Below are 25,830 nucleotides of genomic sequence, written 5' to 3'. Positions count from 1 at the left end.
CGCGATCGAACACGATGCGAAATCATGATCGACTACGGTGCGAACTGGCGATCGATCACCGTGCGAATATGCACTCAACTTCTTTCAGACCATAAGCGATATAAAGCCCGTCGCTGTTGATACCGTCCGAGCTGCTTACCATCTGGTAATCCCAGGTCCCCTTCGCAACGGTGTTGCCGCCCTGAACGATGTCCAGTTGCTGCACGTCACTGATAACGTTGCCGTCTTCATCCACCAGGTTAAGCTGGCCGCCCGTACCTGTGACCGCACCATCTGCCCCGGCAAGCTGAACCAACGTAGTGGCATCATCCTGCTCCATCAGCGATTTTTTATTGAGGCTGGCAGGAACATGGTTAATGACGCCCCCGCCCAGCGTGACCTGAACGGTACCCTTGCCGCCGATATCCAGCGTGCCACCGGCAGATGTGGTGATGTGGTTGTCCGCAATGATATCCCCCGGCATGACGGCCCCAAACTGAACAGTCCCTCCGTCAAAGGTCAGAGCGCCCAGTTGCTGCTCGCCTGCACCGACCGTGACCACGCTTCCATTCCCTGCAACCAGAGTGGCCTGCGTCAACGACGACGTGTTATTGCCTTCCAGCTGGTAATGGCTGGATGCGAGTTTCAGGGTTCCTGCGAAATCACTTCCCGTATTACTGGTGAAAGCAAAATCAGACTGCGAAGAGTCGAGGCTGACCGATACCAGGCCCTGCCCGGTGAGCGTCGGGTCAAAGGTGAAATCGCCCGCAACAGAAGGCTTCACGGCCAGCTCACTGCCGAGCTCAATATCGACAGAACCGGCACCCGTTCCACCGTCAGTAAGAACAAGCGCTTCCTCTAGGGTCAGCAGCGAGCCATTTTTCAGCGCCACATGCTCAAAGTTCTGAAGCGTCGACGCACTGGTCAGACGGTGCATGGCGGCATCGAACACCAGGGTGTCGTTACTGCCCGCACCACCATCGAGAAGATTAAAGACGGCACCATTCCCTTTCACCGTAAAGATGTTGTCACCACTTCCGGCAATAACCGTGTCCGCACGAGCTGTACCGGTCAGGGTGACGCTGTTGTTACCGTCTCCCAGAGTGGCGGTACCGGTCAGCGTACTGGCATCATCGAGGTAAAGGCTGTTATTACCATTATTAAGCGCAATAACCCCCAGGATTACGCCACCTGAACCATTACGCATGACGGTATCGACACTGTCATCAAAGGCCATAGCCAGCGCCGTGTCTGAGGCAGCGATGATGTCGCCGGTATTGATAAAAGTGCTAACCTTAGAGGCATCCACAACCTCAGCAGTGGTTGATGCAGAGCGAAGAACGCCAGATTGTTCAACCAGGTTAGCGTTATTCTTCACCACCAGTGCAGAGCCACCGTCTGCGGCGGTCACATTTACGCTGACAGCACTTTTCACCGTCGCGCCATCTGCAGTGTTCGCCAGAATGCCGTTACCGTTGCTGCCGTAGAGATTGATGGTCAGCCCAGAAGAATTGGATAAATCCAGGTCATTGCCCGTAATCCCGCCGTCCGCAGCCATGAAAGCGAGACCCGTACCACTTCCCGCCACGTTAATCGTGCCGCTGTTCTGCTGCGCCAGGGTAGCAGAGGTCCGAACCCCGTTGCCGTCCTGCACATTGATAGTGGTGTTATCGAGCTGAATCCCGGCAATCTCTGCTCGGTTTTCGATTCCGTTACCGGTTGCACCAGCCGCCTTCACGTCAATCTGCGCCCCCGTCACCGTCAGTCCCGCCGCACCGGTGTCAAGCAGAACGCCATGCGCCGTTCCCCGACCTTCAACCACGCCCATTCCGCTGCCCACTAAATCAAGGGAAGCCCCCTGGCTAAGACGGATAGCAGCATCACCGTCAGTGGCGATGATGCTGCCCCCGGTGCTGAGGACGGTTGAGTTAGCCCCTTCAACATCCACGGCGACACCGCTGACGGTAATATCACTGGCCTGGTTGTCGAATTGCCCGCTGATGACTTTTATGCCGGTGTTCCCGGTACCGGTGGTCAGATCGATATTGCCCTTATTGACCAGCATGCCCTGATTCTGGGTAATAAAGGCCGTAGCACCAGCAAGACCGGAGCGGATATCGGCCTCGTTAGTGAGGATCGTACCGGTATTCGTTGCTGTTACACTTCCTGCAAGGTCGTACTCATTTCCGTCAACGACACCGACCACTGCCCCGGAGCCAGTGAGATCCGCTTTCACGCCTTGTGCTAACGTTGCACTGGCACCGCCTGCAGCATAGATACCCTGTGCGCCGGTTCCCTGAATGGACAGATGGCTGCCGTTTGCCGCGTTCACCAGCGTTCCTGTGCCGGTGGCCCAGATGCCACGCGCATTATCACCGGATACGTCATAGGAAAGCACTCCCTGCTGGGATGCTCCATCCTCAACCCGGAACAGCGTTGACCCTTTTCCGTTAGCATCCATCACGGTCGTCGTTTGGGTATTGAGCGTAGAGCCCACACCAGAGATCAGGAAGGCGATCTGATTACTGACACCGGTCGCGGGATCAGCAAAGACAGGCAGAGCGGTACCCTCCAGATTCACAGTGGCACTATCTGTCACTTCCACCCCGACAGCCCCCTGGCCTTCAAGCCTGATGGTGCCAGCGGTCATATTGACAGTGACGGCGTTGCCGGAGGCTTTAATACCTGTAGTGCGGTTATCATCGCTCCCACCGTTAAGTATCAGGTTTCCTGTGTTATTAATCGTGGTGCTCTGGTTGGTTGAGCTTGCAACCAGACCCTGGCTACCATCCTGAATCGTGATACTACCGCTGTTGCTTCCCGTTGATCCGTCCAAAATTTCAAGGCCAGTAGTATCCATTCCGTTAAAAACAATATTCCCTGAATTCTCCAGGGTGGCGCCATTACGAGCAATATAACCAGTGACATAATCCTGGGAAGAGAAAAGATCAGCATAAGAATTCAGTTTCGTATTGATATCATTTGCAGTAGTTAATACCCCGCTAAGATCGTATCCGTCACCGTCAGCAACAGCCGCAATGGCGCTTGCGTTAAGTAAGTTCAATGAAGTTCCATTATCAATAGTACCAGTGGCACCACCTTGAACCAGCACGCCTGTTGTTCCCCGACCGGTGAGATCAAGGATCATTGATCCAGTTGAGACTGACGTACCCGAACTAGTTGCTTCGATTATTACCGAGTTATCTCCGGAAGCAATCATCCGAGATTTTGGAAAAGAGGTACCATTTAAGTTTGCACCACCATCCAAACGCATCAGGACCGATTTTTCTGACGAAACATTTTGTATGCTACCACTATTATTATTAATCTGCGAACCTGCACCGTAAATATAATAACCGATCTGATTTTCACCTGATGCAAATATGACTTCAGCATTTCCCTTCAGGTTAATGATGCCACCGCTACGGGCATGAACACCAATGGCATCATTGCCTTTAAGATTAATTCCCCCGGAAATATTCACCTGCGAGTTAGTTCCTTCGACCCAGACGCCATAGTTGCGTAAATCACTCTGTCCCGATGCAGCATTGACATTAATAACACCTGTAGAAGAAGCTTGTCCTCCACTGATAGCCTTAATCCCAACATTGTTAGCACCGTTGAGGTTAATAATACCAGCATTATCAATATTGCCGAATGCACCATTTTGCGAATAAATTCCAGAACTCTGAGCAGGTGTGAACTGTCCTCCGTTGCCATCAGTATTCACATCGATAGTGCCGAGATTCAACATTTGAATGTTAGTTCCATTCGCAAGAAAACCAAATACACCATCTGCGCTAGAACCCAAAACAATATTACCATTATTTATAGCAATTCCATTATTTGTTGCTTCTATTGCAGCGCTATCGTTTCCAAGATAATCGGAAGAAATACCATCTTCTCCAATACCTAATTGTATTGTCCCGTTTTGGTTAGTAAAAGAAGCACCGTCAGATACAATAACGCTTCGCACGCTTCCAGATAACACATCCGATAAGCCAGTATCACCATACCAATAACCACTATTTATTAAACCATCATTAGAAGCTACAGCAGAATCTTTCAAGGTTAAACCATAAACAATACCATTGCCACCGTTGAAAGCATGCCGTGCGTTTATATTATAAACACCAGCATTATAGAATGACGACCCTTGATCCGTTATCAAAATTGGTGTCTTACTGTATTGTCCGTTAGAATAGCTATTAGTATCCCCCCCCCCTAATGAAAGCAAGTTATTATTTATAAATGTCGACCCAGAAGTTAAATCCAAAATCCTACCAGTAGCAATTACCTTGCCATCATTGATAATTGTTGATCCTTCTTCACCAAGAATCACTTTAAATGTGTTAGTAGCTCCATTATGCGCTTCTATCTTCCCAGATTGAGAAATCGTTGCTTTTGCACCGCTACCATGGGCATACACAATAGCACCCTCCGCATTATCGATAGTTGTTGCATCAATATTTGCAGGGAATGGCGAGTATTCATACTGAATTGTAGTTGTAGTATATGCTTCTTGAAGCCAATGAATATACCTCCCTGAATCCAAGAGCCCTTTTTCTATTGAAGAAACCAACCAATCATTATAATCCCTTAATTCCTGCAGGGAATTAACATTTTTATAACTACCATCAAATGTTTTGAATTGGCCATTATATTTAGTCACATTACTGTTAAAGGTACCAGTAGATGACGTTGTACTCCAGTCGATAGAAGAAGCAATGAATGTTTGTTCTGATATCCAATTCAAGCCTGCATTTTTTGAAGTTCCATCAACTTCTGCAAGATAGCTATTTCTAACCTCTCCTATGTTGTAAACTGCACCTTTAGTAAGTGCAATATCTGCAACACCATCGTTCACTTTAATTAACTGTGTATTATTGTAATAGCTGGCATTTTGTTTCAAAAAGTTAACGGAAACAGAAAATTCGTAAGGATCTACTTCATTTAAAGCATTTGATGAATATACTTTTATAGTTTTTGGCGCTTGAGTAATACTATCAAAAACTGTAATAGATTTATCAAAACCTGAGAATTTCAAAGACGGTGAATTAGCGGGTAAAGATGTAACAACATTACCTCCTGTTTTGACATTATATCCATCCTTAACTACATTTTTGAGGTTAGTATAATTCTTATAACTTAGACCTCCATACTCCCAATTCTGAACACCATCGACAAGCCATGTATTACCATCATTAATTGTTGTATTTCCATAATTATTACTATTTCCTACTACCGTCCAAGTAGCATCTAAACTGCAAATAAGTGTTGCAGTATCACAGGTTGCAGAAAAAGAAGGCGTTGCATTTACCATCGCAAGAAAGATGAGAGCATTTTGAATCGACTTGCATCTAGAACTTTTCTGCTTACCTTTACCATACTCTGAAACAACGACAGGCTGTCCGGTTGCTCTGTTAAATATCACTTTGTAGATTGCGTTCATGTCAGATCCTTACGTCAAGTGCGTAATTAGTATTTTGATGGTATTGCTTCTATTTTATTCGTCAGTTATTTCAATGTCTTGACCATGTCGGTAGTCTGTTGACGGGTAAAAATAAACCGACTGAGCCGGTCGTATGAGGCGCGGATATAGACGGGCTCATAACCGGCGGTATTCACCATATAACCCCGCCCCTCTACACGCATAATAAAGTCCTCATCCACGCCGAGCCCACCGAGCCTTTTCTTTAACTCGTTCATGACCTGCCATAAGCGAGGCGCCGAGGATTTGAGGCCATATCCTTCCCATACGGCTCTCATAATTATTTCATCGCGCAGGAGACCGGATTTTCCTCTTTCAAGAAGAAACTCCAGCAACCGGAACATAGTCTGTCGCAGGTAAATATGCTTCTGATTTATTTTTTGACTGTTCAGGGGGATCAGAACCCGGTTTTCCCGCAGAACCATCACACCATTACTGTCATCTCCCAGAATATAACCAAATTTTCTCACAGATAAGTCTCTCCATATTCCGGCTCTGCATTACTGCAATAGCGATAGGTGGTATGTAGGATTCCTCTTAGTATATTAATTTCACTCGAAACTTAATATCAAATAAATACAATCGCTAAAAACAGTTAACCATAAAACAGGCAATGCTTAGTGATTAAGTCTAAAATTAATTTTTTAAATGGGTTTTTAATCTTCATAATGATTTTTTTCTAGTTTTGCATTGTTCAAATAACCTCCAGTATCAGTGAAGTGTTTTATCCTTTTTATTCTTCTTTTGTAGTGTTTTACTCCTTCAACTCTGTATCCAGCCGCTCAGGTGAACGGGCCTTCGGGCAGTGACCAGGATTTTTCTTTCTGACTGGATGCTAACACCTGCGTGGGCAGGGTACAGGGATCAAGACTTCAATTAAGACGGTTGAGATTTCACTTAAGGAAAGATGAAGTTAACACATTGAATTTAAAGATAAAATAATCTTTTATCGTATAGCCGGTTGAGATACATAAAGTATTTAATGGCACCATCAGGAGCGGTGGACTAAAATCGGGACGGACAGTCAAGCAGTAGGCAGGGAGATATGAATACAACGTTTTTGATCGACGGCAGGTTAGTCTTTCACCGCGAGCAGAACGCATTGACCAGTCTGGTGCAACCGGATCTCACGGAAATACTGAACGAGCCCTGTGCCCGCTGTCTTGAGGCGCTGCTGGCGGCCAAGGGCAATATCGTCAGCCAGGCAGAGCTATATAAAGCAGGCTGGGGCGAGTCTTATAAAGACGTCTCCCCCAATACCCTATACCAAAATATCCTCCTGGCCCGCAAAGCTTTCAAGAAAGTCGCTGACAGTAATGAAGATTTCATCATCACCGTACCCAGACAGGGGTTCCGGTTTAATGAAACCTTGCCGGTTACAGTCGGTGACTCCCAAGACAATTTCGCTTCAGCTCCGGATGAATCTACATCTGAGTCAAACAGTGAAGAAAAGGGCTATCTTTTTTTCAGACGAACTGTATATCCACAGCTGCTACGTCTTGTACTCCCAATCTCTGTGCTTTTTTTTGTTGCTTCGGCGATGATTTTCATTTTCGCATCTTACAATTACGGGACGATACATAATGATGATTTTACCTCAGAATATAATTATTCAGGCACACATTCCGGGTGTGAGATTTACATCAATAAGCGGCAGACCTTGTCCGGTGTGGAAACTGAACAGCTTCTGAAAATTTGGCCGGGTATAACATCCGGCTGTCGCACATTACCGCTGAGATATATTACCCCGTATCGCAATCACCTCAGCGTATTTTATCTCTCATGTAACAGTACAGAAAGGGCAGACAGGATATGCAGCTCAGGCTATCACCGGTTATCAGAATAGCAATTTGTGTAGTTAGTATTCTGATGTTCACTTACTCTGTTCATTATCTGCTGGAAATGAAAAACAGATTGGAAGGTAACGTAATCCATTGCATGTCGGCGTTTGTCAGTCAGATAAATAATAGTCGCCTGCAGGCAAAAGTAACGCTTTATATGTATCGCGAAAAAGGTAGTGTTCAGATCAGCGGGGATTATATTTCACCTGAAGGCATGCAGACTCCGATCAAAATGGTTTCCGGTATTGCATATCAAGTCAAGGGTGATAACTATCATGTCCGTTTTACCGGCAATAAAACCTCATTGCGGGCAGACGATATACATGAAGCGTTAAGTCATTTGCTCCCATTTTCTGTCACCAGTGAAAATGTTGATTTTATTTACCAGCTCCATCAGCAGGTTGAAGGGACTTATCTGATCCGACAAAATGGTATACCTCTTCTGCTGTGTAAGAAAATTGCCAGTAGATGATTACTGCTTTTAAAGCACCATTTAATCCACATTAGTGCATAGATCACAAAAATGCTGTTTGGTAAACAATTTTCCTTATACTTTTACCGACATTGATCTCTTTAATGTTTTCATTAGATCCGTAGCTTACAAAAATCGTAAAGAAAACCGCATCACCATTTCTCCCGTCTGGCAGGAAGCGCTGCATCTTGCTGATTTGTAGTGAAGCCAGGTTTTGAATCTGGTAGTGGTTCCTTTGATGAGAGCACCAACTCAACGCCCAACAGGGAAAACACCTTGAACAACCGCTCAATACTTGCAGTTGTGGGGTTTATTTCAAGACGTGCATACGTTTGTTGTGTTACCCCCAACCGTTCTGACATTTCCCTTTGAGTAAGCCCGTTGGCTTTGCGAAAGCCAACCAACACGGGACGTAATTGATTCAAAGTTTTCAAATAATATTGAGTACGCATAGGTTACCAACGGTATTGAATATTTAACACATGCATAAACTTTAACAGTCTAAAGGCTGTAAAAACATTTAACAGACTATAAGCTGTTAAAGCTTATATGACAAGCTATACAGGGAGGATTAGGCAGGATTTAGAAAGTCTCATGGCAGGCTTTGACATTTTATTACCTACTCGTTACATGGATTACTCATTTACAAATGAGCGTAGATAATCTTCTGAGAATAAGTACATCTCACCGAAGTACCTACTCCTGCTTGTGTTAAGCCGATCAAGTAAAGCGTCCTCAAAGCAGGACGCTTTAATATTGTAAAAATTAGTGATTAAATCTTACTTATCAGAAAGATAGAAGTAATTGTGTCATAACCTTAATCGAATAATATTGAATAGTGATAAAACTTTAATATGACAACACACCCGGTTAGCGATGCACTACCGGGGCAAGGAAGGTTACTGCTGCGCGAGCTGATTGCGGCGATATTCACCCTGCCGCTCCAGCATCCAGCCCGGGTATTCGCGCGGCAGTGCGCTCACCGCATCAAGCTGCTTGAGTTCGTCTTCGCTCAGTCGGATCCCGGTCGCGGCGATATTGTCGTCCAGCTGTTCAACGCGTTTCGCGCCAATGATGACGCTGGTCACCGCTTTCTGATGCAGCAGCCACGCCAGCGCGATTTGCGCGACGGAGACACCCTTGCTTTCGGCGATAGTGCGCATCACGTCCACGCAGTCGAAGGCGCGATCTTTGTTCACCGGCGGGAAGTCGAACTCCAGACGGCGACCGCCAGCTTCGCTCTGCCCGTCGCGGCCATATTTTCCGCTCAGCAGACCGCCCGCCAGCGGGCTCCAGACCATCAGCCCGACGCCTTCGCTCTGCATCATCGGCACCAGCTCGCGCTCCAGATCGCGCCCGGCAATGGTGTAATACGCCTGTAGCGACGCGAAACGCGCCAGCCCAAGACGTTCAGAAATACCGAGCGCTTTGGCAACCTGCCACGCCGCCCAGTTAGAGACGCCGATGTAGCGCACGTGGCCGTGCTGCACCAGGTTATCCAGCGCGTAGAGCATTTCTTCAATCGGCGTTGCGGGGTCGAATCCGTGAAGCTGGTAGAGATCGATATGATCGAGCTGCAGGCGGCGCAGGCTCTCCTTCACGCTGCTGATGATGTGATAGCGCGAGCTGCCGCGCGAGTTCACCCCTGCCGTTCCCGTTTCGCCGAACACTTTCGTGGCGACCACCACGTTCTCGCGAGGGATCTTCAGGTTTTTCAGCGCCTGACCGGTGATCTCCTCCGAGCGTCCTTCTGAGTAAACGTCCGCGGTGTCGATAAAGTTGATCCCGGCATCCAGCGCGCGGCCCACCAGCTGCTCGGCTTCACTTTGCTGGAGCTGGCCAATCTTGCCCCACATGCCGCCCTCGCCGCCGAAGGTCATGGTGCCGAGGCACAGTTCAGAAACAAACAGACCGGTGTTGCCCAGTTTTTGATAACGCATAAGTTATTCCTCGCATGTCGATTGGGTACCCGATAGTTATACCCGCCCCTCAGCCATCGCGAATGTGGTGTTCCTGTCCGTTTCTTGCCCAATCCTCTGAATTTATCCGCGCGGGGCGTCGCCAAAGACGCTGTAGTCCGGTAACTGCACCTGCTGATACGGCTCCCAGCCGCCGCCGAGGGCCTTGTAGAGCGCCACCAGATCGAGCGCGCTCTGCACCTGCGCCTGTGCGCGCTGCTGCTGGGCCTGCGCCAGCTGACGCTGGGCGTCCAGCACGTCGATAAAGCTGGCAATCCCCTGGCGGTAGCTGTCGCTTGCCAGGTCAAAGGCGTTTTGCAGGGCGTCGATCGTTTTTGCGAGTCCCGCTTCACGCTGCTGGTCGGTGCGATAGCTCACCAGCGCGTTTTCCACTTCGCCGAGCGCGGTCAGCACCGTCTGGCGATAGTCCAGCACCGCCGCCCCCTGCTGCGCGCGCGCCACCTTGACGCTGGAGACCAGTCGACCGCCCTGGAAGATGGGAATAGAGACCTGCGGGCCGAAGCTGTAGAAGTGGCTGCTCCAGTCGGTCAGCCAGTTGGTTTCGCTGTTGCGCAGGCCAAACTGCCCGGAGAGTGTAAAGCTCGGGAACAGCTCCGCCACCGAGACACCGATTTGCGCCGTGGCGGCGTGGAGGTTCGCCTCCGCTTCGCGCACGTCCGGACGGCGTCGCGCCAGCGTGGATGGAATGCCGGTCTGCACGATATCCGGCAGGGCCGGCATCGGCTGCACGCTTAGCAATTCCGCATCCAGCGCCCCCGGCGGTTTGCCGAGCAGGATCGCCAGGCCGTTCATCGCCTTCCGCTCCTGCGCCTGATATTGCGGAAGCTGGGCCTCAAGATTGCCTAACTGCGCCCGGGCGTTTTCCACGTCCATCTGTGGCGATAGCCCGCCGCGCTGGCGGTTTTCGGTGAGATCCAGCGTCTGCTGCGCGCTTTTAATCTGGGTGTTCAGCGTGGCTATAATGCTCTGCGCCCCGCGCAGCTGGAGCCACGCGCGCGCCACTTCCGCCTCCAGCGACACCAGGGCGTCGTTACGCTGCTCGATGGCGGCTTTCTGCTGCGCTTCGGCGGCTTCCACCTGACGACGCACCTTGCCCCACAGGTCAATTTCCCACTGGGCGTCGAAGCTGCCCTGGTAGAGGTTAATCGGCTGCGTCAGCGGCCCCAGCGCCCCTTTCAGGTTGGGATCGATGCTATCCACCTGGTCGTACACGCCGTGAGATTTCAGCTCTCCTTCCAGGCCAAGCTGCTGGCGCGTCGCCTGCAGATTGCCGTTGACCGACGGATAAAACGCCCCGCCCGCCTGGTTAATCTGCTCTCGTGCCCCGGCGATGCGCAGCACCGTCTGCTGCAGCGTCAGGTTTCCGGCGATCGCACGTTCAACCAGGCTGTCGAGCTGCGGCGAGCCGAAGGTCTTCCACCAGCGCGGGTTGGTCGCGGCGGAGGTAGTTTGCGATTTCACCGCGCTGTCGCCCTTATCGTTCCAGTGCGTAACGGCGGGCGGCGCAGGCTGCTGGTAGTCCGGCCCGACGGCGCAGCCCGCCAGCAGCATCATTATCATCAGGGGGTGTAAACGTCTGTGTATCATCAATGTGCTCCTGCACTCCCCTCGCTCTTAACCGGCGAGAGCAACAAACAAAACGGAATCAGTAACAAGGCCACCGCGCTCAGAATGGTAAAGACGTCGATGTAGGCCAGGAAGCGCGACTGCTCGATCATCGTTTGGTACATGCGTCCGGTGGCGATGCCGGTGGGGTCGCCCACCTGGGTAGTGAAGTTCTGGATCGCCTGGGCGCTTTCGCGTATCGCCTGCTGGAACTGCTCGTTAAGCGGCGAGGCGTGGTACGCCAGATGCGCGCTGTGCGCCTGCGCGCGTTCGGTGATGGCCGCCGTCGAAAGGGATATGCCAATCGAACCCGCTACGTTGCGGAACATGGTAAACAGCGCCGCCGCATCGGCATTCAGCCGCCTCGGTATCGAGATAAACGCAATAGTCGTGAGCGGCACAAACAGGAACCCCAGCCCTATCGACTGGGCGCTGCGGAACAGCACCAGCGTTTCGAAGTCGATATCAGGCGTCAGCGTTCGCGACCAGAAGAACGACACCGCCAGACAGGTAAAGCCAAAGGCGATAATCCAGCGCGTCTGCACCACCGGCATCAGCTTCAGCACCAGCGGAATGGTTAACACAATCAGCACCGCGCCGGGCGACAGCACCAGCCCCGACCAGGTAGCGGTGTAGCCCAGGTCCTGCTGCGCCAGCTGCGGGATAACAACCGAGCTGCCGTACAAAATCATCGCCATCCCCGCCATCAGCAGGCTGGAGATGGCAAAGTTGCGGTCCTTCATGCAGTGCAGATCCACCACCGGCTTTCTGGCATATACCAGCCAGTAGATGGCGCCGATAATGCCGACAAGCGTCAACACGCCGAAGGTGCGGATAAAGTTCGAGTAGAACCAGTCCTCGTCTTCTCCCCGGTCGAGCATCACCTGCAGACAGCCCAGCCCCAGCGCGATCAGGCCGATCCCCGTCCAGTCGATAGTCAGCTTCTCTTTTGATTTGCTCTCCCACGGCGGATCTTCCAGCAGCTGGTAGATCGCCAGCACCGTCACAATCCCCACCGGAATGTTGATAAAGAACACCCAGCGCCAGGAATAGTTGTCGGTGATCCAACCGCCCAGCGTCGGGCCGAGCACCGGCGCAACGATAATCGCAATGGAGGACAGACCAAACGCTTTGCCCCGGTCTTCGGGTTTGAAGTAGTCGAGCAGCACCGACTGCTGCGTGGGCTGCAGCCCGCCGCCAAAAAAGCCCTGCATCACGCGGAACAGGATGATCTGCCACAGCTCGGTGGCAATCCCGCACAGGAACGAGCAGACGGTAAACATGACGATGCAAATCAGGAAGAACTGCTTGCGGCCAAACACCCGGCTCAGAAACGCCGAGATGGGCAGCACGATGCCGTTCGCGACCAGATAGCTGGTTAACACCCAGGTAGATTCGTCATAGCTGGACGAGAGCGAGCCTGCCACGTGGGGGAGCGCCACGTTGACGATGGTGGTATCCAGAATTTCCATGAATACCGCCAGGGTGACGACAATCGCCACCGCCCACGGATTGCTGGCGGGCTTCCAGCTGTCGTGGCTGTGATCCGTCATTCCACCGTCACCTTCGGTGCGACCGACAGCCCCAGCGGCAGCGGTTTGTTTGGATCCAGGCCCTTATCAATCACGATTTTGACCGGCACGCGCTGCACAATTTTGACGAAGTTACCGGTGGCATTTTCTGCCGGGAAGGCGGAGAAGCGCGAGCCGCTGCCCTGCTGGATACTGTCTACGTGGCCCTCAAGCTCCATATCCGGCCACGCGTCGACGGACACGGTGACCTTATCGCCCGGCTTCATGCGCTCGAGCTGCGACTCTTTAAAGTTCGCGACCACCCACACGTTAGGGGAAACCAGCGAGAACAGCGCCGTTCCCGCCTGCACCAGCGTGCCGGGCTGCACGTTGCGTTTGGTGACGACGCCGTCGAACGGGGCGCGAACTTCGGTGTAGGAGAGATTAAGGTTGGCGGTTTCCAGCTGCGCTTTAGCCTGATCGACCTGACGCTCGCGCGCTTCAACGTTGGTTTCCTGCTGGCGGATTTGCAGCTGTACCTGCTCTGCCACTTCCAGCTGCGCCTGAGCGCTGGCCAGCCCTGCCTGCGCGCTGCGCAGTTGAGCATTCGCGGAATCAATACTTTGCTGGGTGGTCGCACGCGGGTCGACGCCGCGCTGACGACGGTACTCCGCCTGCGCGTTCGCCAGATCGGCCTGCGCTTTCAGCACCTGCGCTTTGGCTTCGTCACGCTGGGCGGGATACTGGACTTTTGAAAGCGCCAGCTGCGCCTGGGCCTGATGCAGCTGCGCGATAGCCAGCCCAAGCTGGGCCTGAGCCTTATCGCGCTGCGCGGTGGTGTCCCGCGGATCGATAACCACCAGCAGATCGCCCTTTTTCACGCGCTGGTTATCGCGCACGCGCAGCTCGGTAACGTAGCCCGCCGTTTTGGGGGCAATCGTCACCACGTCGCCGTCGGTAAAGGCGTCGTCGGTCGTCTCTTCGTTACGGGTTAAAAACCACCAGACCAGCGCCACGACCACCATTACCACCACGACAATGCCGAGGATAATTAACGGTTTCTTGCCCGGGCGCTTACGCTCATTATTGTTTTTGTCCTGCTCGTCAGCAGGCGGGTTTTGATCTTCAGCCATAGTTCAGCAACGGTCCTGTCAGTGAGCGGCATCACACTATGCCGTTCACTAAAGCTAGGACGTTGCTATACGTTTGCCAGGAAAAACTGACAAATTGCGCACTATATGAGAAGGAATATTCCGAAACCAATCGCCGCGGCCCAAACCAGCATCGGGATCGACCAGACGTGGAAACGCCACCAGATACGACGGTCGTTGGCCATACGCAGGGCAATCAGGTTTGCCAGCGAGCCGGGCAGCAGCCCAAACCCGCCGATGTTCACCGCCCAGGCCAGAAGCGTATCGGGCGGAACATAGTTGAGCAGCAGAATAGTGGACGGTACGTTGCTGATAAACTGCGACAGGCCAATCGCCGTCAGCCACAGTCCCGGCTGAGACAACGTGCTGACGCTGTGCAGAACGTTCTGCAGTACCGGAAGCTGGATAAGGAGATGCACATCAATAAACATCGCCATAAAGACCAGCAGCAGCGTCCAGTCCACGCTCACCAGCACGCGACGCGCCAGGACGACAAACCCCGCGGCAACGAGCAGGACGCCCGCCAGCTCATACTTCATCTCCAGCGCGAACAGAAAGACGATGTATAACCCAAGACAGCCCCACACCAGACGCGGCTGCCACTGCGGGCCGGTTGTGCCGCTGTGGTACTGCAGCTTTTTATCCGGAAACGCGAACCAGCATACCGCCAGTAGCGACAGCATCATCACCAGCGCCAGAGGGGCCATCTGCCAGGTGAAGGCGGCGAACGACAGACCGGACCGTCCCCACAGAAGGATATTTTGCGGGTTGCCAATTGGCGTCAGAAGCGAGCCTGCATTGACGGCAAGCGCTTCAAAGATGATCAGCCGGCTGACCGGGATCTCGCACAGCTTACGCAGCGTGAGCGTGAGGGGCACGATGATAAACAGCGCCACATCGTTGGTCAGAAACGTCGACAGTACCGCGGCGGAGAACACCATAAACAGGGACAGCCTGCGCTCGGTGGCAAAGCGGCGCACCATTTTACGGCCCAGAACGTCAAAATAGCCGCTCAGCTCGACCCCTTTGGTGAGCATCATCAAGCCGCTCAGGGTAATGATGGTGCGCCAGTCAATTGCGGCGGGCCAGCCGTGTGGCGCAAAAGGCACAAAGAGGCTTAACGCTGCGCCAATGATTAATAAGAGATGGAAGAAACGATCGCGTGCCAGGGCCTGCAGTCCGGGGATTTTCATTCAGCGGAGGAACCATATTTAAGGGTAAATTCGCGAAACTTCACCAGCGTCTCTTCGCTGACGTGGTGTTCCATGCCTTCCGCATCCCGGCGGGCAATCTCCGGGCTGACGCCCAGCACCAGTAAAAAATTCTCGACAAGCTGATGGCGCTCGCGGCTCTCCTGCGCGAGTTTCTCCCCTTCCGGCGTCAGAAAAACACCGCGCCAGGGGATCATTTCAATTAAGCCCACGGAGGCCAGGCGTTTTAACATTTTAGCGACAGTTGGCTGTGAAACCCCCAGCCTGGCGGCCATATCGACCTGGCGCGCTTCACCAACCTCACGGATCAGATCGGAAATGAGTTCAACATAGTCATCAATCAGTTCACGCCGGTGCGCTTCACGGACCTGGCGAAAACCTTCGACATGTTCTTCAACATTCACCAGTTGCGTCGTTTTCCTCATTGTCGGATGACCTGCGCGACGGTTCATTGTACTTCCTCAGTGGGGTGACGCTTCCAGCGCCCGGTTTGGAGAGCGCACATTGTAAACCATAGCTCCGCAAGCACAAAAAATTAACGAAATAGCCATAGCTATACAATATAGCCTGTGCTATATCTGTATGTAATGCAGTCACCCTTCACGGATCGAAGGGATCAAAACTCAGGAGGTCTTATGAACGAATTCAAGAGGTGCATGACCGTGTTTACCCACTCTCCCTTTAAAGTGCGCTTAATGCTGTTGAACATGCTGTGCGATATGTTTAACAACAAACCGCACCAGGACGACAAACCTTCCCACTAAGCGGCGTTGCGGTACGCCGCTTCATTTTCCCGTCACAATCTCGCTGTAAACTGGCTTCCAGCCGCCTTATTCCCGATCTTTTTTACGGATTTGCAATCCCCTTCGCAAAACATCTGCTTAGCAACTGTTGATATTATTTAGCGCTCGCACTATCTTCTTGCAGCCCTGCACAATTTGCGGCTCGCTGAAGCGGACCCTCATTCCCTCTCCACGCACTGTCAGGCAGGTTATGACCCTTGACGCCAGGGTGAGCACATGGCGTTTTCATCCATGATAGTGACCTATGAATGTAACCCTGATAGATACCGTTGTGACCCGCAGCCGGGCCTTAAGCCCGTGGACGGGTTTTTACTTTTTGCAGTCATTACTGATTAACTTTGCGCTGGGTTATCCCTTTAGTTTGCTCTACGCGGTGGCTTTCACCTGCGTTCTGCATGTGCTGTGGCGAACCGCACCGCGCGTGCAAAAAGCATTAATCGGGATCTGCTCGCTGGTCGCTGCACTCTATTTCCCGTTTGGCCAGGCTTACGGCGCGCCAAACTTTAATACCCTGCTGGCGCTGCACTCGACCAATATGGAAGAGTCAACGGAGATCCTGACGATCTTCCCGTGGTACAGCTACGTGGTCGGGATCTTTATCTTCGCGTTGGGCGTTATCGCCATCCGCCGTCAGGCGGGCGAGAAAAAATCCTGGGGTAAGCTCGAAATACTCTGTCTGGTGTTCAGCGTTGCCGTGGCCTTTGTCGCCCCCATCCAGAATATTCCCTGGGACGGTAAGCTAAGGCTCACCAATATCGGCTATCCGGTTTTCCGCTTCGTGAAGGACGTCGTTGTCAATAATAAAGAGGTTCTCGACGAGCAGGCGCGCATGGCTGAGCTTTCCAATATGAAAGACACCTGGAACGTGCTGGCCGTTAAGCCGAAGTATCACACCTATGTGGTGGTGATTGGGGAAAGTGCCCGTCGCGATGCAATGGGAGCCTTCGGCGGACACTGGGATAACACACCGTTTGCCAGTTCGGTTAAAGGCACGCTGTTCACCGATTATGTCGCGGCCAGCGGCTCGACGCAGAAATCGCTCGGCCTGACGCTTAACCGGGTCGTCGACGGCAAACCTCAGTATCAGGATAATTTTGTCACCCTGGCAAACCGCGCGGGTTATCAGACCTGGTGGTTCTCCAATCAGGGGCAAATTGGCGAATACGATACGGCCATCGCCAGTATCGCCAAACGTGCCGACGAAGTGCAGTTCCTGAAGAACGGCGACTTTGAAGCCGACAAAAATACCAAAGACGAAGCGCTGTTGAAAATGACGGCACAGGTCTTCGCCACTCCGCGCACCCAGCCTCAGCTGATCGTCCTGCACCTGATGGGGTCGCACCCGCAGGCCTGCGATCGGACGGGCGGGAAGTACGCGGAGTTCGTGCAGTCCAAAGAGACCTCTTGCTATCTCTACACCATGACGCAAACCGACGACCTGCTGAGCAAGCTGTACGATCAGCTACGCAATACGGGCGACAGCTTCTCCATGGTCTATTTCTCGGATCATGGGCTGGCGTTTAAAGAGCGTGGTAAAGAGGTGCAGTACCTGGCGCACGATGACAAGTTCCAGCAGAACTTCCAGGTGCCGTTTATGGTGCTGTCGAGTGATGATAAAACGCATCGCGTGATTAAAGCGCGCCGTTCGGCAAATGATTTCCTGCAGTTCTTCTCGCAGTGGACGGGGATTACAGCCGAGCAGATAAAAACGGCTTACCCGTTTGTCTCTAACAAGAAAGCTCCCCCAGTGTACGTTACCAACTTCAAGTTACAGAAAGTTGACTATAACCATCTGGGAACGGATATTTTCGATATTAAGAATAAGTAGCGGTCCGATACCCTGACCCACGGGGAGAGGGAACATCACTAAAAACGGCAACCTGGGGTTGCCGTTTTGCTTTTACTTCCCCAAAAAAAATCCGCCACATTGGGCGGATTTTTTATTAGCTCACCGGAGTGATTAGAAGCGGTAACCTACGCCCGCGATCCAGGTGCCAACGTCAACGTTGCGGATACGGCTCTGCTCATAGGAGAAGTCCAGAGCAACGTCCTGGATTGGGTTGAACTGCAGGCCTGCGCCATAGGAGAAGCCATAGTCGCTGTTGCTTGCAGTGCGGCTTTCGCTCTGGTTTTCAGTCTGCTGGAATTTACCGTAGCCAACACCTACAACACCGTAGATGCTCGCCCAGTCATTCAGACGGTAAGCTGGACCAGCGGTGATACCGTAGTACTGGCCTTTGTTGTATGCGCCGTTTTCAGAACGATCTTTCTCGGTGTAGGTGAAAGAACCGATCACGCCCAGTGGGTTGTTATCCTGCTCGTAGCGATACTTCAGGTTGAAACCGTTAGCTTTGTTCATCACGCCCTGATAGTCGCTCTGAGCGTAACCACCAGTAACAGTAGAAGTAGCAGCTACAGCGGTACCTGCGGAAACAGCCAGTACAGCGGCCAGTGCTGAAAGACATGCAATTTTTTTCATAACCACCTCAAATGTGCTTCAAGTAAGTCCGTAAGTTTTAAATATATCAAAAAAATTTGCGAAACTCTTTGTGATTCGTGATGTCTAATGAAACCTTTCCTGTAACAGAACGTTTCCAGCGTCAGCTATCTCTTTCAAATCACATGCAATTTTCACTACTAAATGCGCATAGTGCGCGCAAGCGCAGTTACATTCATCCAGATTATTCCTAATCTATCAGGCGATAAATCCACCAGCGCTTAACCATTTTACGGATTTCACGAGGTTTTTTTTCAACAGCACCTCAACCGTTGCCGCTTATTTCCTTTACACTGCAACCTTTACCTCATTTGACATAAGCTGACAGGAGAAAGGATGCCTGGGTTATCCCGCACGTCGTCGGTCTGGTTGCCGGTAGCAGTCATACTCATTGCCATGTTGTCCATTCAAAGCGGTGCTTCGCTTGCAAAATCACTTTTTCCGCTGGTCGGTGCGCCTGGTGTGACTGCCCTGCGTATCGTGCTGGGCACGGCGATACTGGTGGTCATTTTCAAACCCTGGCGTCTGCGCTTCAAAAAGGAGCAGCGTTTACCCCTGCTGTTTTATGGACTCTCCCTTGGGGCAATGAACTATCTGTTCTATCTCTCTATTCAGACGATACCGCTGGGGATCGCCGTCGCGTTGGAGTTTACCGGCCCGCTGGCGGTGGCGCTTTTCTCTTCGCGACGTCCGGTCGATTTTATCTGGGTCGTGTTAGCCGTTCTGGGTTTATGGTTCCTGCTGCCGCTGGGCCAGAGCGTCGCTGAGATCGATCTGACGGGTGCAGCCCTGGCGCTGGGTGCAGGCGCCTGCTGGGCTGTCTATATACTCACGGGCCAGCGTGCAGGAGAAGAGCACGGTCCGGCGACCGTCGCGTTAGGTTCCCTGATCGCAGCCATCGTCTTCGTGCCTATCGGCATGGCGCAGGCGACCGAATCTATCTGGCAATGGTCCGTCATGCCCATAGGACTGGCGGTCGCGATTCTCTCTACCGCACTCCCCTATTCTCTGGAGATGATTGCCCTTACGCGTCTGCCGACGCGCATATTTGGCACGCTGATGAGCATGGAGCCTGCGTTAGCCGCCATTTCCGGGATGGTGTTTCTCGGCGAAACCCTCACGTTGACCCAGACGCTGGCGCTCTGCTCGATTATCGCGGCATCAATGGGCTCGACGCTCACCATGCGCCCTGAACCTAAAGTTGAGAAAGTTAATATCAGCTAAGGCCATATATTCTGCATGGCTTCCACGCCATGCAGAATAAAGGCCAGAAAGACAGACGTTATAATTTCTTACACACTTTGCGCTAATTTCGAAATATCCCTCTGCGTTTACATCCCCAACCAGCAATTAAGATTGATCTGTATCAATTTAAAAATTACCCATTAATTTCAACAAATTAAATTCTCAATCCACTTCTCGCTATTAAACCGATAGGCACAGCCAAACCGCAGAGAAAAAATCCGGTGCTATACTTAGTTCCGTAATTACCTGGGACATAAACATCAAGAGGATATGAAATTATGAGTACCGCTAAACTGGTGAAAACGAAAGCGTCTAATCTGCTTTATACCCGTAACGATGTATCGGATAGCGACAAAAAGGCGACCATTGAGTTGCTGAATCGCCAGGTGATCCAGTTCATCGATCTTTCGCTGATCACCAAACAGGCCCACTGGAATATGCGCGGTGCAAACTTTATTGCCGTTCATGAAATGCTGGATGGCTTCCGCACAGCACTGGTTACCCACCTCGATACGATGGCTGAACGTGCCGTTCAGTTAGGCGGCGTGGCGCTGGGTACCACGCAGGTGATCAACAGCAAAACGCCACTGAAGAGTTATCCGCTGGATATCCATACCGTTCAGGATCACCTTAAAGAGCTGGCGGACCGCTATGCGATTGTGGCCAATGACGTGCGCAAAGCGATTGGCGAAGCCAAAGACGAAGATACCGCAGACATTTTCACCGCCGCGTCCCGCGACCTGGATCAGTTCCTGTGGTTTATCGAATCTAACATCGAATAATTCGTATGAATTTTCTATCAAACCCTCGCCCTCCGGTGAGGGTTTTGCACATCTATGGTGCACAATTTTTCCCTGCACACCTGCAAAAGTGAACGAAATGTAATAATCACCTCACACAACCGTTAACGGAAGATTGTTTTTTCGTCAGAATTTACGCTAAATATCTCCCCGTCAGTTGAGCCAAACAAAGTGCACCAAAACGGTGCTCCAGTTTGGTGCAATAACACCTCATTGCCCCATTTATTGTGCAATGCATGACATCATCCCCTTTGCAAAACAATAGCTTGTAAAGTTGGCACGATTTTTTCATTGTGTCACCTGTTCTCGCAGGGGATCGCCCCGTGGATATAAAAGGAAATGCTATGAAGTCTGTATTAAAAGTTTCACTGGCTGCACTTACCCTGGCTTTTGCAGTGTCCTCTCAGGCTGCCGACAAACTGGTTGTGGCGACCGACACGGCGTTCGTTCCGTTTGAATTCAAACAGGGGGATAAATACGTTGGTTTTGATGTGGATCTGTGGGCCGCTGTCGCAAAAGAACTCAAGCTGGATTACACCCTGAAGCCTATGGACTTCAGCGGCATCATCCCGGCACTGCAAACCAAAAACGTTGATCTGGCACTGGCAGGCATCACCATTACTGATGAACGTAAAAAAGCGATCGACTTCTCTGACGGCTACTACAAAAGCGGCCTGCTGGTCATGGTCAAAGCCGATAATAACGACGTAAAAAGCGTGAAAGATCTCGACGGCAAAGTGGTGGCGGTGAAGAGCGGCACCGGTTCTGTTGATTACGCGAAAGCAAATATCAAAACCAAAGACCTCCGTCAGTTCCCGAACATCGACAACGCGTACATGGAACTCGGCACCAACCGCGCTGACGCTGTTCTGCACGACACGCCTAACATCCTGTACTTCATTAAGACAGCCGGTAACGGCAAGTTCAAAGCCGTTGGCGAGTCTCTGGAAGCGCAGCAGTACGGTATCGCATTCCCGAAAGGCAGCGACGACTTGCGCACGAAAGTTAACGGCGCGCTGAAAACGCTGAAAGAGAACGGCACCTACAACGAAATCTACAAAAAATGGTTCGGTACCGAACCTAAATAATAAGACGTAAAAATGACGTTCACTCGGGGGCGACCTTTCGCCCCTGCTATTTTTGAAACACGGTAACAGTAACAGGAAATTATCATGCAGTTTGACTGGAGCGCCATCTGGCCTGCCATTCCACTCTTGCTTGAAGGCGCTAAAATGACCCTGTGGATTTCGGTCCTGGGTCTGGTTGGTGGGTTGATTATCGGACTTGTAGCCGGTTTCGCCCGCACCTACGGCGGCTGGATCGCAAACCACATCGCACTGGTTTTCATCGAAGTGATCCGCGGCACGCCAATTGTCGTGCAGGTCATGTTCATCTACTTCGCCCTGCCTATGGCGTTCACCGACCTGCGCATCGACCCGTTCAGCGCGGCCGTCGTCACCATTATGATCAACTCAGGCGCCTACATTGCGGAAATCACCCGCGGTGCGGTGCTGTCGATTCATAAAGGTTTCAGTGAAGCCGGTCTGGCGCTAGGTCTTTCTCGTCGCGAAACGATCCGCCACGTTATTCTGCCGCTGGCGCTGCGTCGCATGCTGCCGCCGCTCGGTAACCAGTGGATCATCAGCATTAAAGATACGTCGCTGTTCATTGTTATCGGCGTGGCAGAGCTGACCCGTCAGGGGCAGGAGATCATTGCTGGCAACTTCCGCGCGCTGGAAATCTGGAGTGCGGTAGCCGTTGTCTACCTGATCATTACTCTGGTTCTGAGCTTCGTTCTGCGTCGTCTTGAAAGAAGGATGAAAATCCTGTGATTGAATTTAAAAACGTTTCCAAGCACTTTGGCCCAACCCAGGTGCTGCACAATATCGATCTCAACATCAAACAGGGTGAAGTGGTGGTGATTATTGGGCCATCCGGCTCCGGTAAATCCACCCTGCTGCGCTGCATCAACAAGCTGGAAGAGATCACCAGCGGCGATCTGATCGTCGACGGCCTGAAGGTAAACGACCCAAAAGTGGACGACCGTCTGATTCGTCAGGAAGCGGGCATGGTGTTCCAGCAGTTCTACCTGTTCCCGCACCTCACGGCGCTGGAAAACGTGATGTTTGGCCCACTGCGCGTGCGCGGTGCCAGCAAAGCGGCGGCGGAAGCGCTGGCAAAAGATCTGCTGGCGAAAGTCGGCCTGGCAGAACGTGCGCACCACTACCCTTCCGAGCTGTCCGGCGGTCAACAACAGCGTGTGGCGATTGCCCGCGCCCTGGCGGTCAAACCGAAAATGATGCTGTTTGATGAGCCTACGTCCGCACTCGACCCGGAGCTGCGCCACGAGGTGCTGAAAGTCATGCAGGATCTGGCGGAAGAAGGGATGACGATGGTTATCGTGACCCACGAAATCGGCTTTGCTGAAAAAGTGGCGTCCCGCCTGATCTTTATTGATAAAGGCCGTATCGCGGAAGACGGTAACCCGCAGGAGCTGATTGCGAACCCGCCGAGCCAGCGTTTGCAGGAGTTCCTGCAGCACGTCTCCTGATCCATCGCTTTACGCTAAGCCGGGCAAGCCCGGCTTTTTTACGCCAGATTGTTCCCAAAAATCCCCCTCCGCGTCCCGACTTCTATACTTATCATTTTGTTCGACATTTTCACCGGAGGACGCCGTGCCGTGGATCCTGCTGCTGTTGATTAGCCTGTTTAGTGCGCCATCGTTCGCCGTCGCGATCCCTGGAGTGACCACCGGGAACACCGCTACCCAGCAAAGTACGCCGCCTCCGGAACCCGATGTTGAACAGAAAAAAGCCGCCTACAGCGCGCTTGCCGACGTCCTTGAGAACGACACCTCCCGGCAGGAACTCATTGGCCAGCTACGCAAAGCCGCCGCCACGCCGCCGCAGGAGTCGGTGCCAACCCTCACCCCTCCGCAGGCTGAGGAGCAAAAAACGGTGCTGGAAAACGTCACCGACGTGAGCCGCCACTATGGGGAAGCGCTCTCCTCGCGCTTCGCTCAGCTTTACCGCAACCTGATTGGCTCCCCGCATAAGCCATTTAACCCGCAAACGTTTACCGCCGCCGCCACGCAGTTCCTGATGCTGGCGGGGGCGGTGTTTCTTTTTTACTGGCTGGTGCGCCTGTGCGCGTGGCCGCTGTACCGCAAAATGGGGCAATGGGGACGCAGAAAGAATCAGCATAAAAGCAGCTGGCTGCACCTGCCGTTGATGATCGCCTCCGCGTTCATCATCGATTTACTGCTGCTGGCGTTGACGCTGTTTTTAGGCCAGATGCTGGCCGACAGGCTGAATGCCGGCAACAAAACCATCGCCTTCCAGCAGTCGCTTTTCCTGAATGCCTTTGCCCTGATTGAGTTCTTCAAGGCGCTGCTGCGGTTACTCTTTTGTCCGCACGTGCCGGAACTGCGCCCGTTTTCCATTCGGGATGAGAGCGCGAAGTACTGGGCGCTGCGTCTGAGCGTGCTCAGCGGGCTGATAGGCTACGGCCTGCTGGTTGCCGTGCCGATCATCTCCAACCAGGTGAACGTCCAGTTTGGCGCGCTGGCAAACGTGCTGATCATGATCTGCATTACCGTCTGGTCGCTGTACCTTATCTTCCACAATAAAAAAACCATTACCCAAAGCCTGCTGAATCTGGCCGATCGCTCCCTCTCGTTCTTTAGCCTCTTTATTCGCGCGTTCGCCCTGGTGTGGCACTGGCTGGCAAGCGCTTACTTCATCGTGCTGTGCTTCTTCTCGCTGTTTGACCCGGGCAATAGCCTGAAATTTATGATGGGGGCGACGTTCAAAAGCCTGGCCATTATCGGCATCGCGGCGTTTGTATCGGGGCTGCTGTCGCGCTGGATCTCGAAAACCATCACCCTGTCGCCGCAGGTCCAGCGTAATTACCCGGAACTGCAAAAACGGGTAAACGGCTGGATGTCGGTATCGCTCAAGGTGGCGCGTATTCTCACCGTCTGCGTGGCGATTATGCTGCTCCTGAATGCATGGAGCCTGTTTGATTTCTGGAACTGGCTGCACAACGGTGCCGGTGAAAAAACGGTCGACATCCTGATTCGCATCGCGCTGATCCTCTTCTTCTCCGCCGTCGGCTGGACGCTGCTGGCGAGCCTTATTGAGAACCGTCTGGTATCGGATATTCACGGCAGGCCCCTGCCCAGCGCGCGGGCAAGAACGCTGTTAACCCTGTTCCGCAACGCGCTGGCGGTGATTATCAGCACCATCACCATCATGATCGTGCTGTCGGAAATCGGGGTGAATATCGCCCCGCTGCTGGCGGGTGCCGGTGCCCTGGGGCTGGCGATTTCCTTCGGGTCGCAAACGCTGGTGAAGGATATTATTACCGGTATCTTCATTCAGTTTGAAAACGGGATGAACACGGGCGATCTGGTGACCATCGGGCCGTTAACCGGCACCGTGGAGAGGATGTCCATCCGCTCGGTGGGCGTGCGTCAGGACACCGGGGCCTACCACATCATTCCCTGGTCTTCGATCACCACCTTCGCCAACTTTGTGCGCGGCATTGGTTCCGTAGTAGCGAACTACGATGTGGATCGCCACGAGGATGCAGACAAAGCGAAGCAGGCGCTGCGCGATGCGGTAGAAGAACTGATGGAGATGGAGGATATTCGCGGGCTGGTGATCGGAGAGCCGTCATTTGCCGGCATCGTCGGGCTGACGAACACAGCCTTTACCCTGCGCGTGTCGTTCACCACCCAGCCGCTGAAGCAGTGGACGGTGCGCTTTGCGCTCGACAGCATGGTGAAAAAACACTTTGATCTGGCGAACGTGCGGATGCCCGTGCAGACGTATCAGGTATTGCCGCCGCCCGCATCGCCGCTCCCTCCGCAGGAGCCGACGCTGTAACCTGGTTGCCGGGTAGCGGCTTCGCCTTACCCGGCCTACGACGGAGTGCTATTTGCGACGTTTGCTATTGTCCATAAACGTCCAGGCGATAAAGCGGCTCTGTTTCTGGCCCTGCGCCATCTCTTTTTTCACCACTTTTACGGCGCCCGCTTCGGTCAGCGCACGGTAGAGCGGGGGCAGATTATCTCCCCGGGAAACCAGCGTCGTGAACCACTTCACCTGGCGGCCAAACTGCTTGCTTTCATCAATCATGCGCAGGATAAACGCCACTTCGCCCCCTTCGCACCAGAGCTCCTGCTGCTGTCCGCCGAAGTTCAGCGCGGCATCTTCAGCCTGACCCAGGTTACGGCGCTTGC

At 52.7% G+C, this 25,830-nt stretch carries 20 protein-coding genes and 2 pseudogenes; 10 read left to right on the top strand and 12 right to left on the bottom strand.

Going from position 1 to position 25,830, the window contains the following annotated elements; all coding sequences use genetic code 11:
* Positions 1–73: 73 nt before the first annotated feature.
* From DEO48_RS27425 to DEO48_RS22445, 3 genes and pseudogenes are all read right to left on the bottom strand, one after another.
* Positions 74–2,608: pseudogene (locus DEO48_RS27425) on the bottom strand (autotransporter outer membrane beta-barrel domain-containing protein); the annotation flags it as partial.
* Between the two features lie 2,721 nt (positions 2,609–5,329).
* Positions 5,330–5,431 (bottom strand): annotated as a pseudogene (locus DEO48_RS27420) (ESPR domain-containing protein); the annotation flags it as partial.
* 65 nt (positions 5,432–5,496) lie between these two features.
* Positions 5,497–5,940: a winged helix-turn-helix domain-containing protein gene (locus DEO48_RS22445; protein WP_109846330.1), complete on the bottom strand. Its 444-nt coding sequence runs from the start codon at positions 5,938–5,940 to the stop codon at positions 5,497–5,499.
* A gap of 575 nt (positions 5,941–6,515) precedes the next feature.
* On the opposite strand from DEO48_RS22445, the gene DEO48_RS22440 reads away from it, so the two are divergent.
* Positions 6,516–7,316: a winged helix-turn-helix domain-containing protein gene (locus DEO48_RS22440; RefSeq protein ID WP_109846329.1), complete on the top strand. Its 801-nt coding sequence runs from the start codon at positions 6,516–6,518 to the stop codon at positions 7,314–7,316.
* Between the two features lie 92 nt (positions 7,317–7,408).
* Complete coding sequence (locus tag DEO48_RS22435) at positions 7,409–7,783, top strand: hypothetical protein (RefSeq protein WP_258306145.1); 375 nt, start codon at positions 7,409–7,411, stop codon at positions 7,781–7,783.
* A 152-nt stretch (positions 7,784–7,935) separates the two neighbouring features.
* Here the strand turns inward: DEO48_RS22435 and DEO48_RS22430 are convergent, their stop codons facing one another.
* From DEO48_RS22430 to mntR, 7 genes are all read right to left on the bottom strand, one after another.
* On the bottom strand, positions 7,936–8,235 hold the full coding sequence (locus tag DEO48_RS22430; RefSeq protein WP_109846328.1) for a helix-turn-helix transcriptional regulator: 300 nt from the start codon (positions 8,233–8,235) through the stop codon (positions 7,936–7,938).
* Positions 8,236–8,682: 447 nt separating this feature from the next.
* Positions 8,683–9,723 (bottom strand): aldo/keto reductase, encoded by a 1,041-nt coding sequence (locus DEO48_RS22425; RefSeq protein ID WP_109846327.1) that lies wholly within the window; start codon positions 9,721–9,723, stop codon positions 8,683–8,685.
* Positions 9,724–9,825: 102 nt separating this feature from the next.
* A complete protein-coding gene (locus DEO48_RS22420; RefSeq protein WP_109846326.1) occupies positions 9,826–11,349 on the bottom strand; it encodes an efflux transporter outer membrane subunit in 1,524 nt (507 codons plus the stop codon).
* Positions 11,349–12,920 (bottom strand): DHA2 family efflux MFS transporter permease subunit, encoded by a 1,572-nt coding sequence (locus tag DEO48_RS22415; RefSeq protein WP_033145003.1) that lies wholly within the window; start codon positions 12,918–12,920, stop codon positions 11,349–11,351. The genes DEO48_RS22420 and DEO48_RS22415 overlap by 1 nt, the downstream gene beginning before the upstream one ends.
* Complete coding sequence (locus DEO48_RS22410; RefSeq protein ID WP_109846325.1) at positions 12,917–14,011, bottom strand: HlyD family secretion protein; 1,095 nt, start codon at positions 14,009–14,011, stop codon at positions 12,917–12,919. The genes DEO48_RS22415 and DEO48_RS22410 overlap by 4 nt, the downstream gene beginning before the upstream one ends.
* Positions 14,012–14,112: 101 nt before the next feature.
* Positions 14,113–15,222: an anion transporter gene (locus DEO48_RS22405; RefSeq protein WP_109846324.1), complete on the bottom strand. Its 1,110-nt coding sequence runs from the start codon at positions 15,220–15,222 to the stop codon at positions 14,113–14,115.
* Entirely contained in the window at positions 15,219–15,692 is a 474-nt protein-coding gene (gene mntR / locus DEO48_RS22400) for a manganese-binding transcriptional regulator MntR (protein WP_109846323.1), read from the bottom strand. The genes DEO48_RS22405 and mntR overlap by 4 nt, the downstream gene beginning before the upstream one ends.
* A 183-nt stretch (positions 15,693–15,875) precedes the next feature.
* On the opposite strand from mntR, the gene mntS reads away from it, so the two are divergent.
* Both mntS and DEO48_RS22390 read left to right on the top strand, forming a co-directional pair.
* Positions 15,876–16,004, top strand: a complete 129-nt coding sequence (mntS, locus tag DEO48_RS22395; RefSeq protein ID WP_014831181.1) for a manganase accumulation protein MntS — start codon at positions 15,876–15,878, stop codon at positions 16,002–16,004.
* A 283-nt stretch (positions 16,005–16,287) separates the two neighbouring features.
* Positions 16,288–17,871, top strand: coding sequence for a phosphoethanolamine transferase (locus DEO48_RS22390; protein WP_109846322.1), 1,584 nt, complete (start codon positions 16,288–16,290; stop codon positions 17,869–17,871).
* Between the two features lie 132 nt (positions 17,872–18,003).
* On the opposite strand, the gene ompX is transcribed toward DEO48_RS22390, so the two are convergent.
* A complete protein-coding gene (gene ompX, locus DEO48_RS22385) occupies positions 18,004–18,522 on the bottom strand; it encodes an outer membrane protein OmpX (RefSeq protein WP_023310884.1) in 519 nt (172 codons plus the stop codon).
* A gap of 354 nt (positions 18,523–18,876) precedes the next feature.
* On the opposite strand from ompX, the gene rhtA reads away from it, so the two are divergent.
* The 6 genes from rhtA (at position 18,877) to ybiO (ending at position 25,474) form a co-directional block, all read left to right on the top strand.
* On the top strand, positions 18,877–19,764 hold the full coding sequence (rhtA, locus tag DEO48_RS22380; RefSeq protein WP_109846321.1) for a threonine/homoserine exporter RhtA: 888 nt from the start codon (positions 18,877–18,879) through the stop codon (positions 19,762–19,764).
* A gap of 299 nt (positions 19,765–20,063) precedes the next feature.
* The gene (dps, locus tag DEO48_RS22375; protein ID WP_010428924.1) at positions 20,064–20,567 is read left to right on the top strand and encodes a DNA starvation/stationary phase protection protein Dps; all 504 of its coding nucleotides are present in this window, start codon (positions 20,064–20,066) and stop codon (positions 20,565–20,567) included.
* Between the two features lie 362 nt (positions 20,568–20,929).
* Positions 20,930–21,673 carry a glutamine ABC transporter substrate-binding protein GlnH gene (gene glnH / locus DEO48_RS22370; RefSeq protein ID WP_023310880.1) on the top strand — a complete coding sequence of 248 codons (744 nt, stop codon included), beginning with the start codon at positions 20,930–20,932 and terminating at the stop codon, positions 21,671–21,673.
* Between the two features lie 84 nt (positions 21,674–21,757).
* A complete protein-coding gene (gene glnP, locus DEO48_RS22365) occupies positions 21,758–22,417 on the top strand; it encodes a glutamine ABC transporter permease GlnP (protein ID WP_003858462.1) in 660 nt (219 codons plus the stop codon).
* Positions 22,414–23,136, top strand: coding sequence for a glutamine ABC transporter ATP-binding protein GlnQ (glnQ, locus tag DEO48_RS22360; RefSeq protein ID WP_023310879.1), 723 nt, complete (start codon positions 22,414–22,416; stop codon positions 23,134–23,136). The genes glnP and glnQ overlap by 4 nt, the downstream gene beginning before the upstream one ends.
* 124 nt (positions 23,137–23,260) lie before the next feature.
* Positions 23,261–25,474 (top strand): mechanosensitive channel protein, encoded by a 2,214-nt coding sequence (ybiO, locus tag DEO48_RS22355; RefSeq protein ID WP_109846320.1) that lies wholly within the window; start codon positions 23,261–23,263, stop codon positions 25,472–25,474.
* A 48-nt stretch (positions 25,475–25,522) separates the two neighbouring features.
* Here the strand turns inward: ybiO and DEO48_RS22350 are convergent.
* Positions 25,523–25,830, bottom strand: a 308-nt coding sequence (locus tag DEO48_RS22350) for an RlmF-related methyltransferase (protein WP_146198317.1), incomplete at its 5' end; no start/stop codon positions are given.

The sequence above is a fragment of the Enterobacter sp. CGMCC 5087 genome, assembly GCF_003144775.1.
GTDB lineage: Bacteria > Pseudomonadota > Gammaproteobacteria > Enterobacterales > Enterobacteriaceae > Enterobacter > Enterobacter cloacae_M.
Note: the sequence above shows the minus strand (reverse complement) of the source record. Positions and strands in the feature narration are given on the sequence as shown.

Bases quoted from the DNA above. Each gene is read 5' to 3' on its own strand.
- DEO48_RS22410 (WP_109846325.1), bottom strand. From the start codon at position 14,011: ATGGCTGAAGATCAAAACCCGCCTGCTGACGAGCAGGACAAAAACAAT.
- mntS (WP_014831181.1), top strand. From the start codon at position 15,876: ATGAACGAATTCAAGAGGTGCATGACCGTGTTTACCCACTCTCCCTTT.
- mntR (WP_109846323.1), bottom strand. From the start codon at position 15,692: ATGAACCGTCGCGCAGGTCATCCGACAATGAGGAAAACGACGCAACTG.
- DEO48_RS22390 (WP_109846322.1), top strand. From the start codon at position 16,288: ATGAATGTAACCCTGATAGATACCGTTGTGACCCGCAGCCGGGCCTTA.
- glnP (WP_003858462.1), top strand. From the start codon at position 21,758: ATGCAGTTTGACTGGAGCGCCATCTGGCCTGCCATTCCACTCTTGCTT.
- DEO48_RS22425 (WP_109846327.1), bottom strand. From the start codon at position 9,723: ATGCGTTATCAAAAACTGGGCAACACCGGTCTGTTTGTTTCTGAACTG.
- DEO48_RS22435 (WP_258306145.1), top strand. From the start codon at position 7,409: ATGTCGGCGTTTGTCAGTCAGATAAATAATAGTCGCCTGCAGGCAAAA.
- glnH (WP_023310880.1), top strand. From the start codon at position 20,930: ATGAAGTCTGTATTAAAAGTTTCACTGGCTGCACTTACCCTGGCTTTT.
- DEO48_RS22405 (WP_109846324.1), bottom strand. From the start codon at position 15,222: ATGAAAATCCCCGGACTGCAGGCCCTGGCACGCGATCGTTTCTTCCAT.
- rhtA (WP_109846321.1), top strand. From the start codon at position 18,877: ATGCCTGGGTTATCCCGCACGTCGTCGGTCTGGTTGCCGGTAGCAGTC.
- DEO48_RS22430 (WP_109846328.1), bottom strand. From the start codon at position 8,235: ATGCGTACTCAATATTATTTGAAAACTTTGAATCAATTACGTCCCGTG.
- DEO48_RS22440 (WP_109846329.1), top strand. From the start codon at position 6,516: ATGAATACAACGTTTTTGATCGACGGCAGGTTAGTCTTTCACCGCGAG.
- ompX (WP_023310884.1), bottom strand. From the start codon at position 18,522: ATGAAAAAAATTGCATGTCTTTCAGCACTGGCCGCTGTACTGGCTGTT.
- dps (WP_010428924.1), top strand. From the start codon at position 20,064: ATGAGTACCGCTAAACTGGTGAAAACGAAAGCGTCTAATCTGCTTTAT.
- DEO48_RS22415 (WP_033145003.1), bottom strand. From the start codon at position 12,920: ATGACGGATCACAGCCACGACAGCTGGAAGCCCGCCAGCAATCCGTGG.
- DEO48_RS22420 (WP_109846326.1), bottom strand. From the start codon at position 11,349: ATGATACACAGACGTTTACACCCCCTGATGATAATGATGCTGCTGGCG.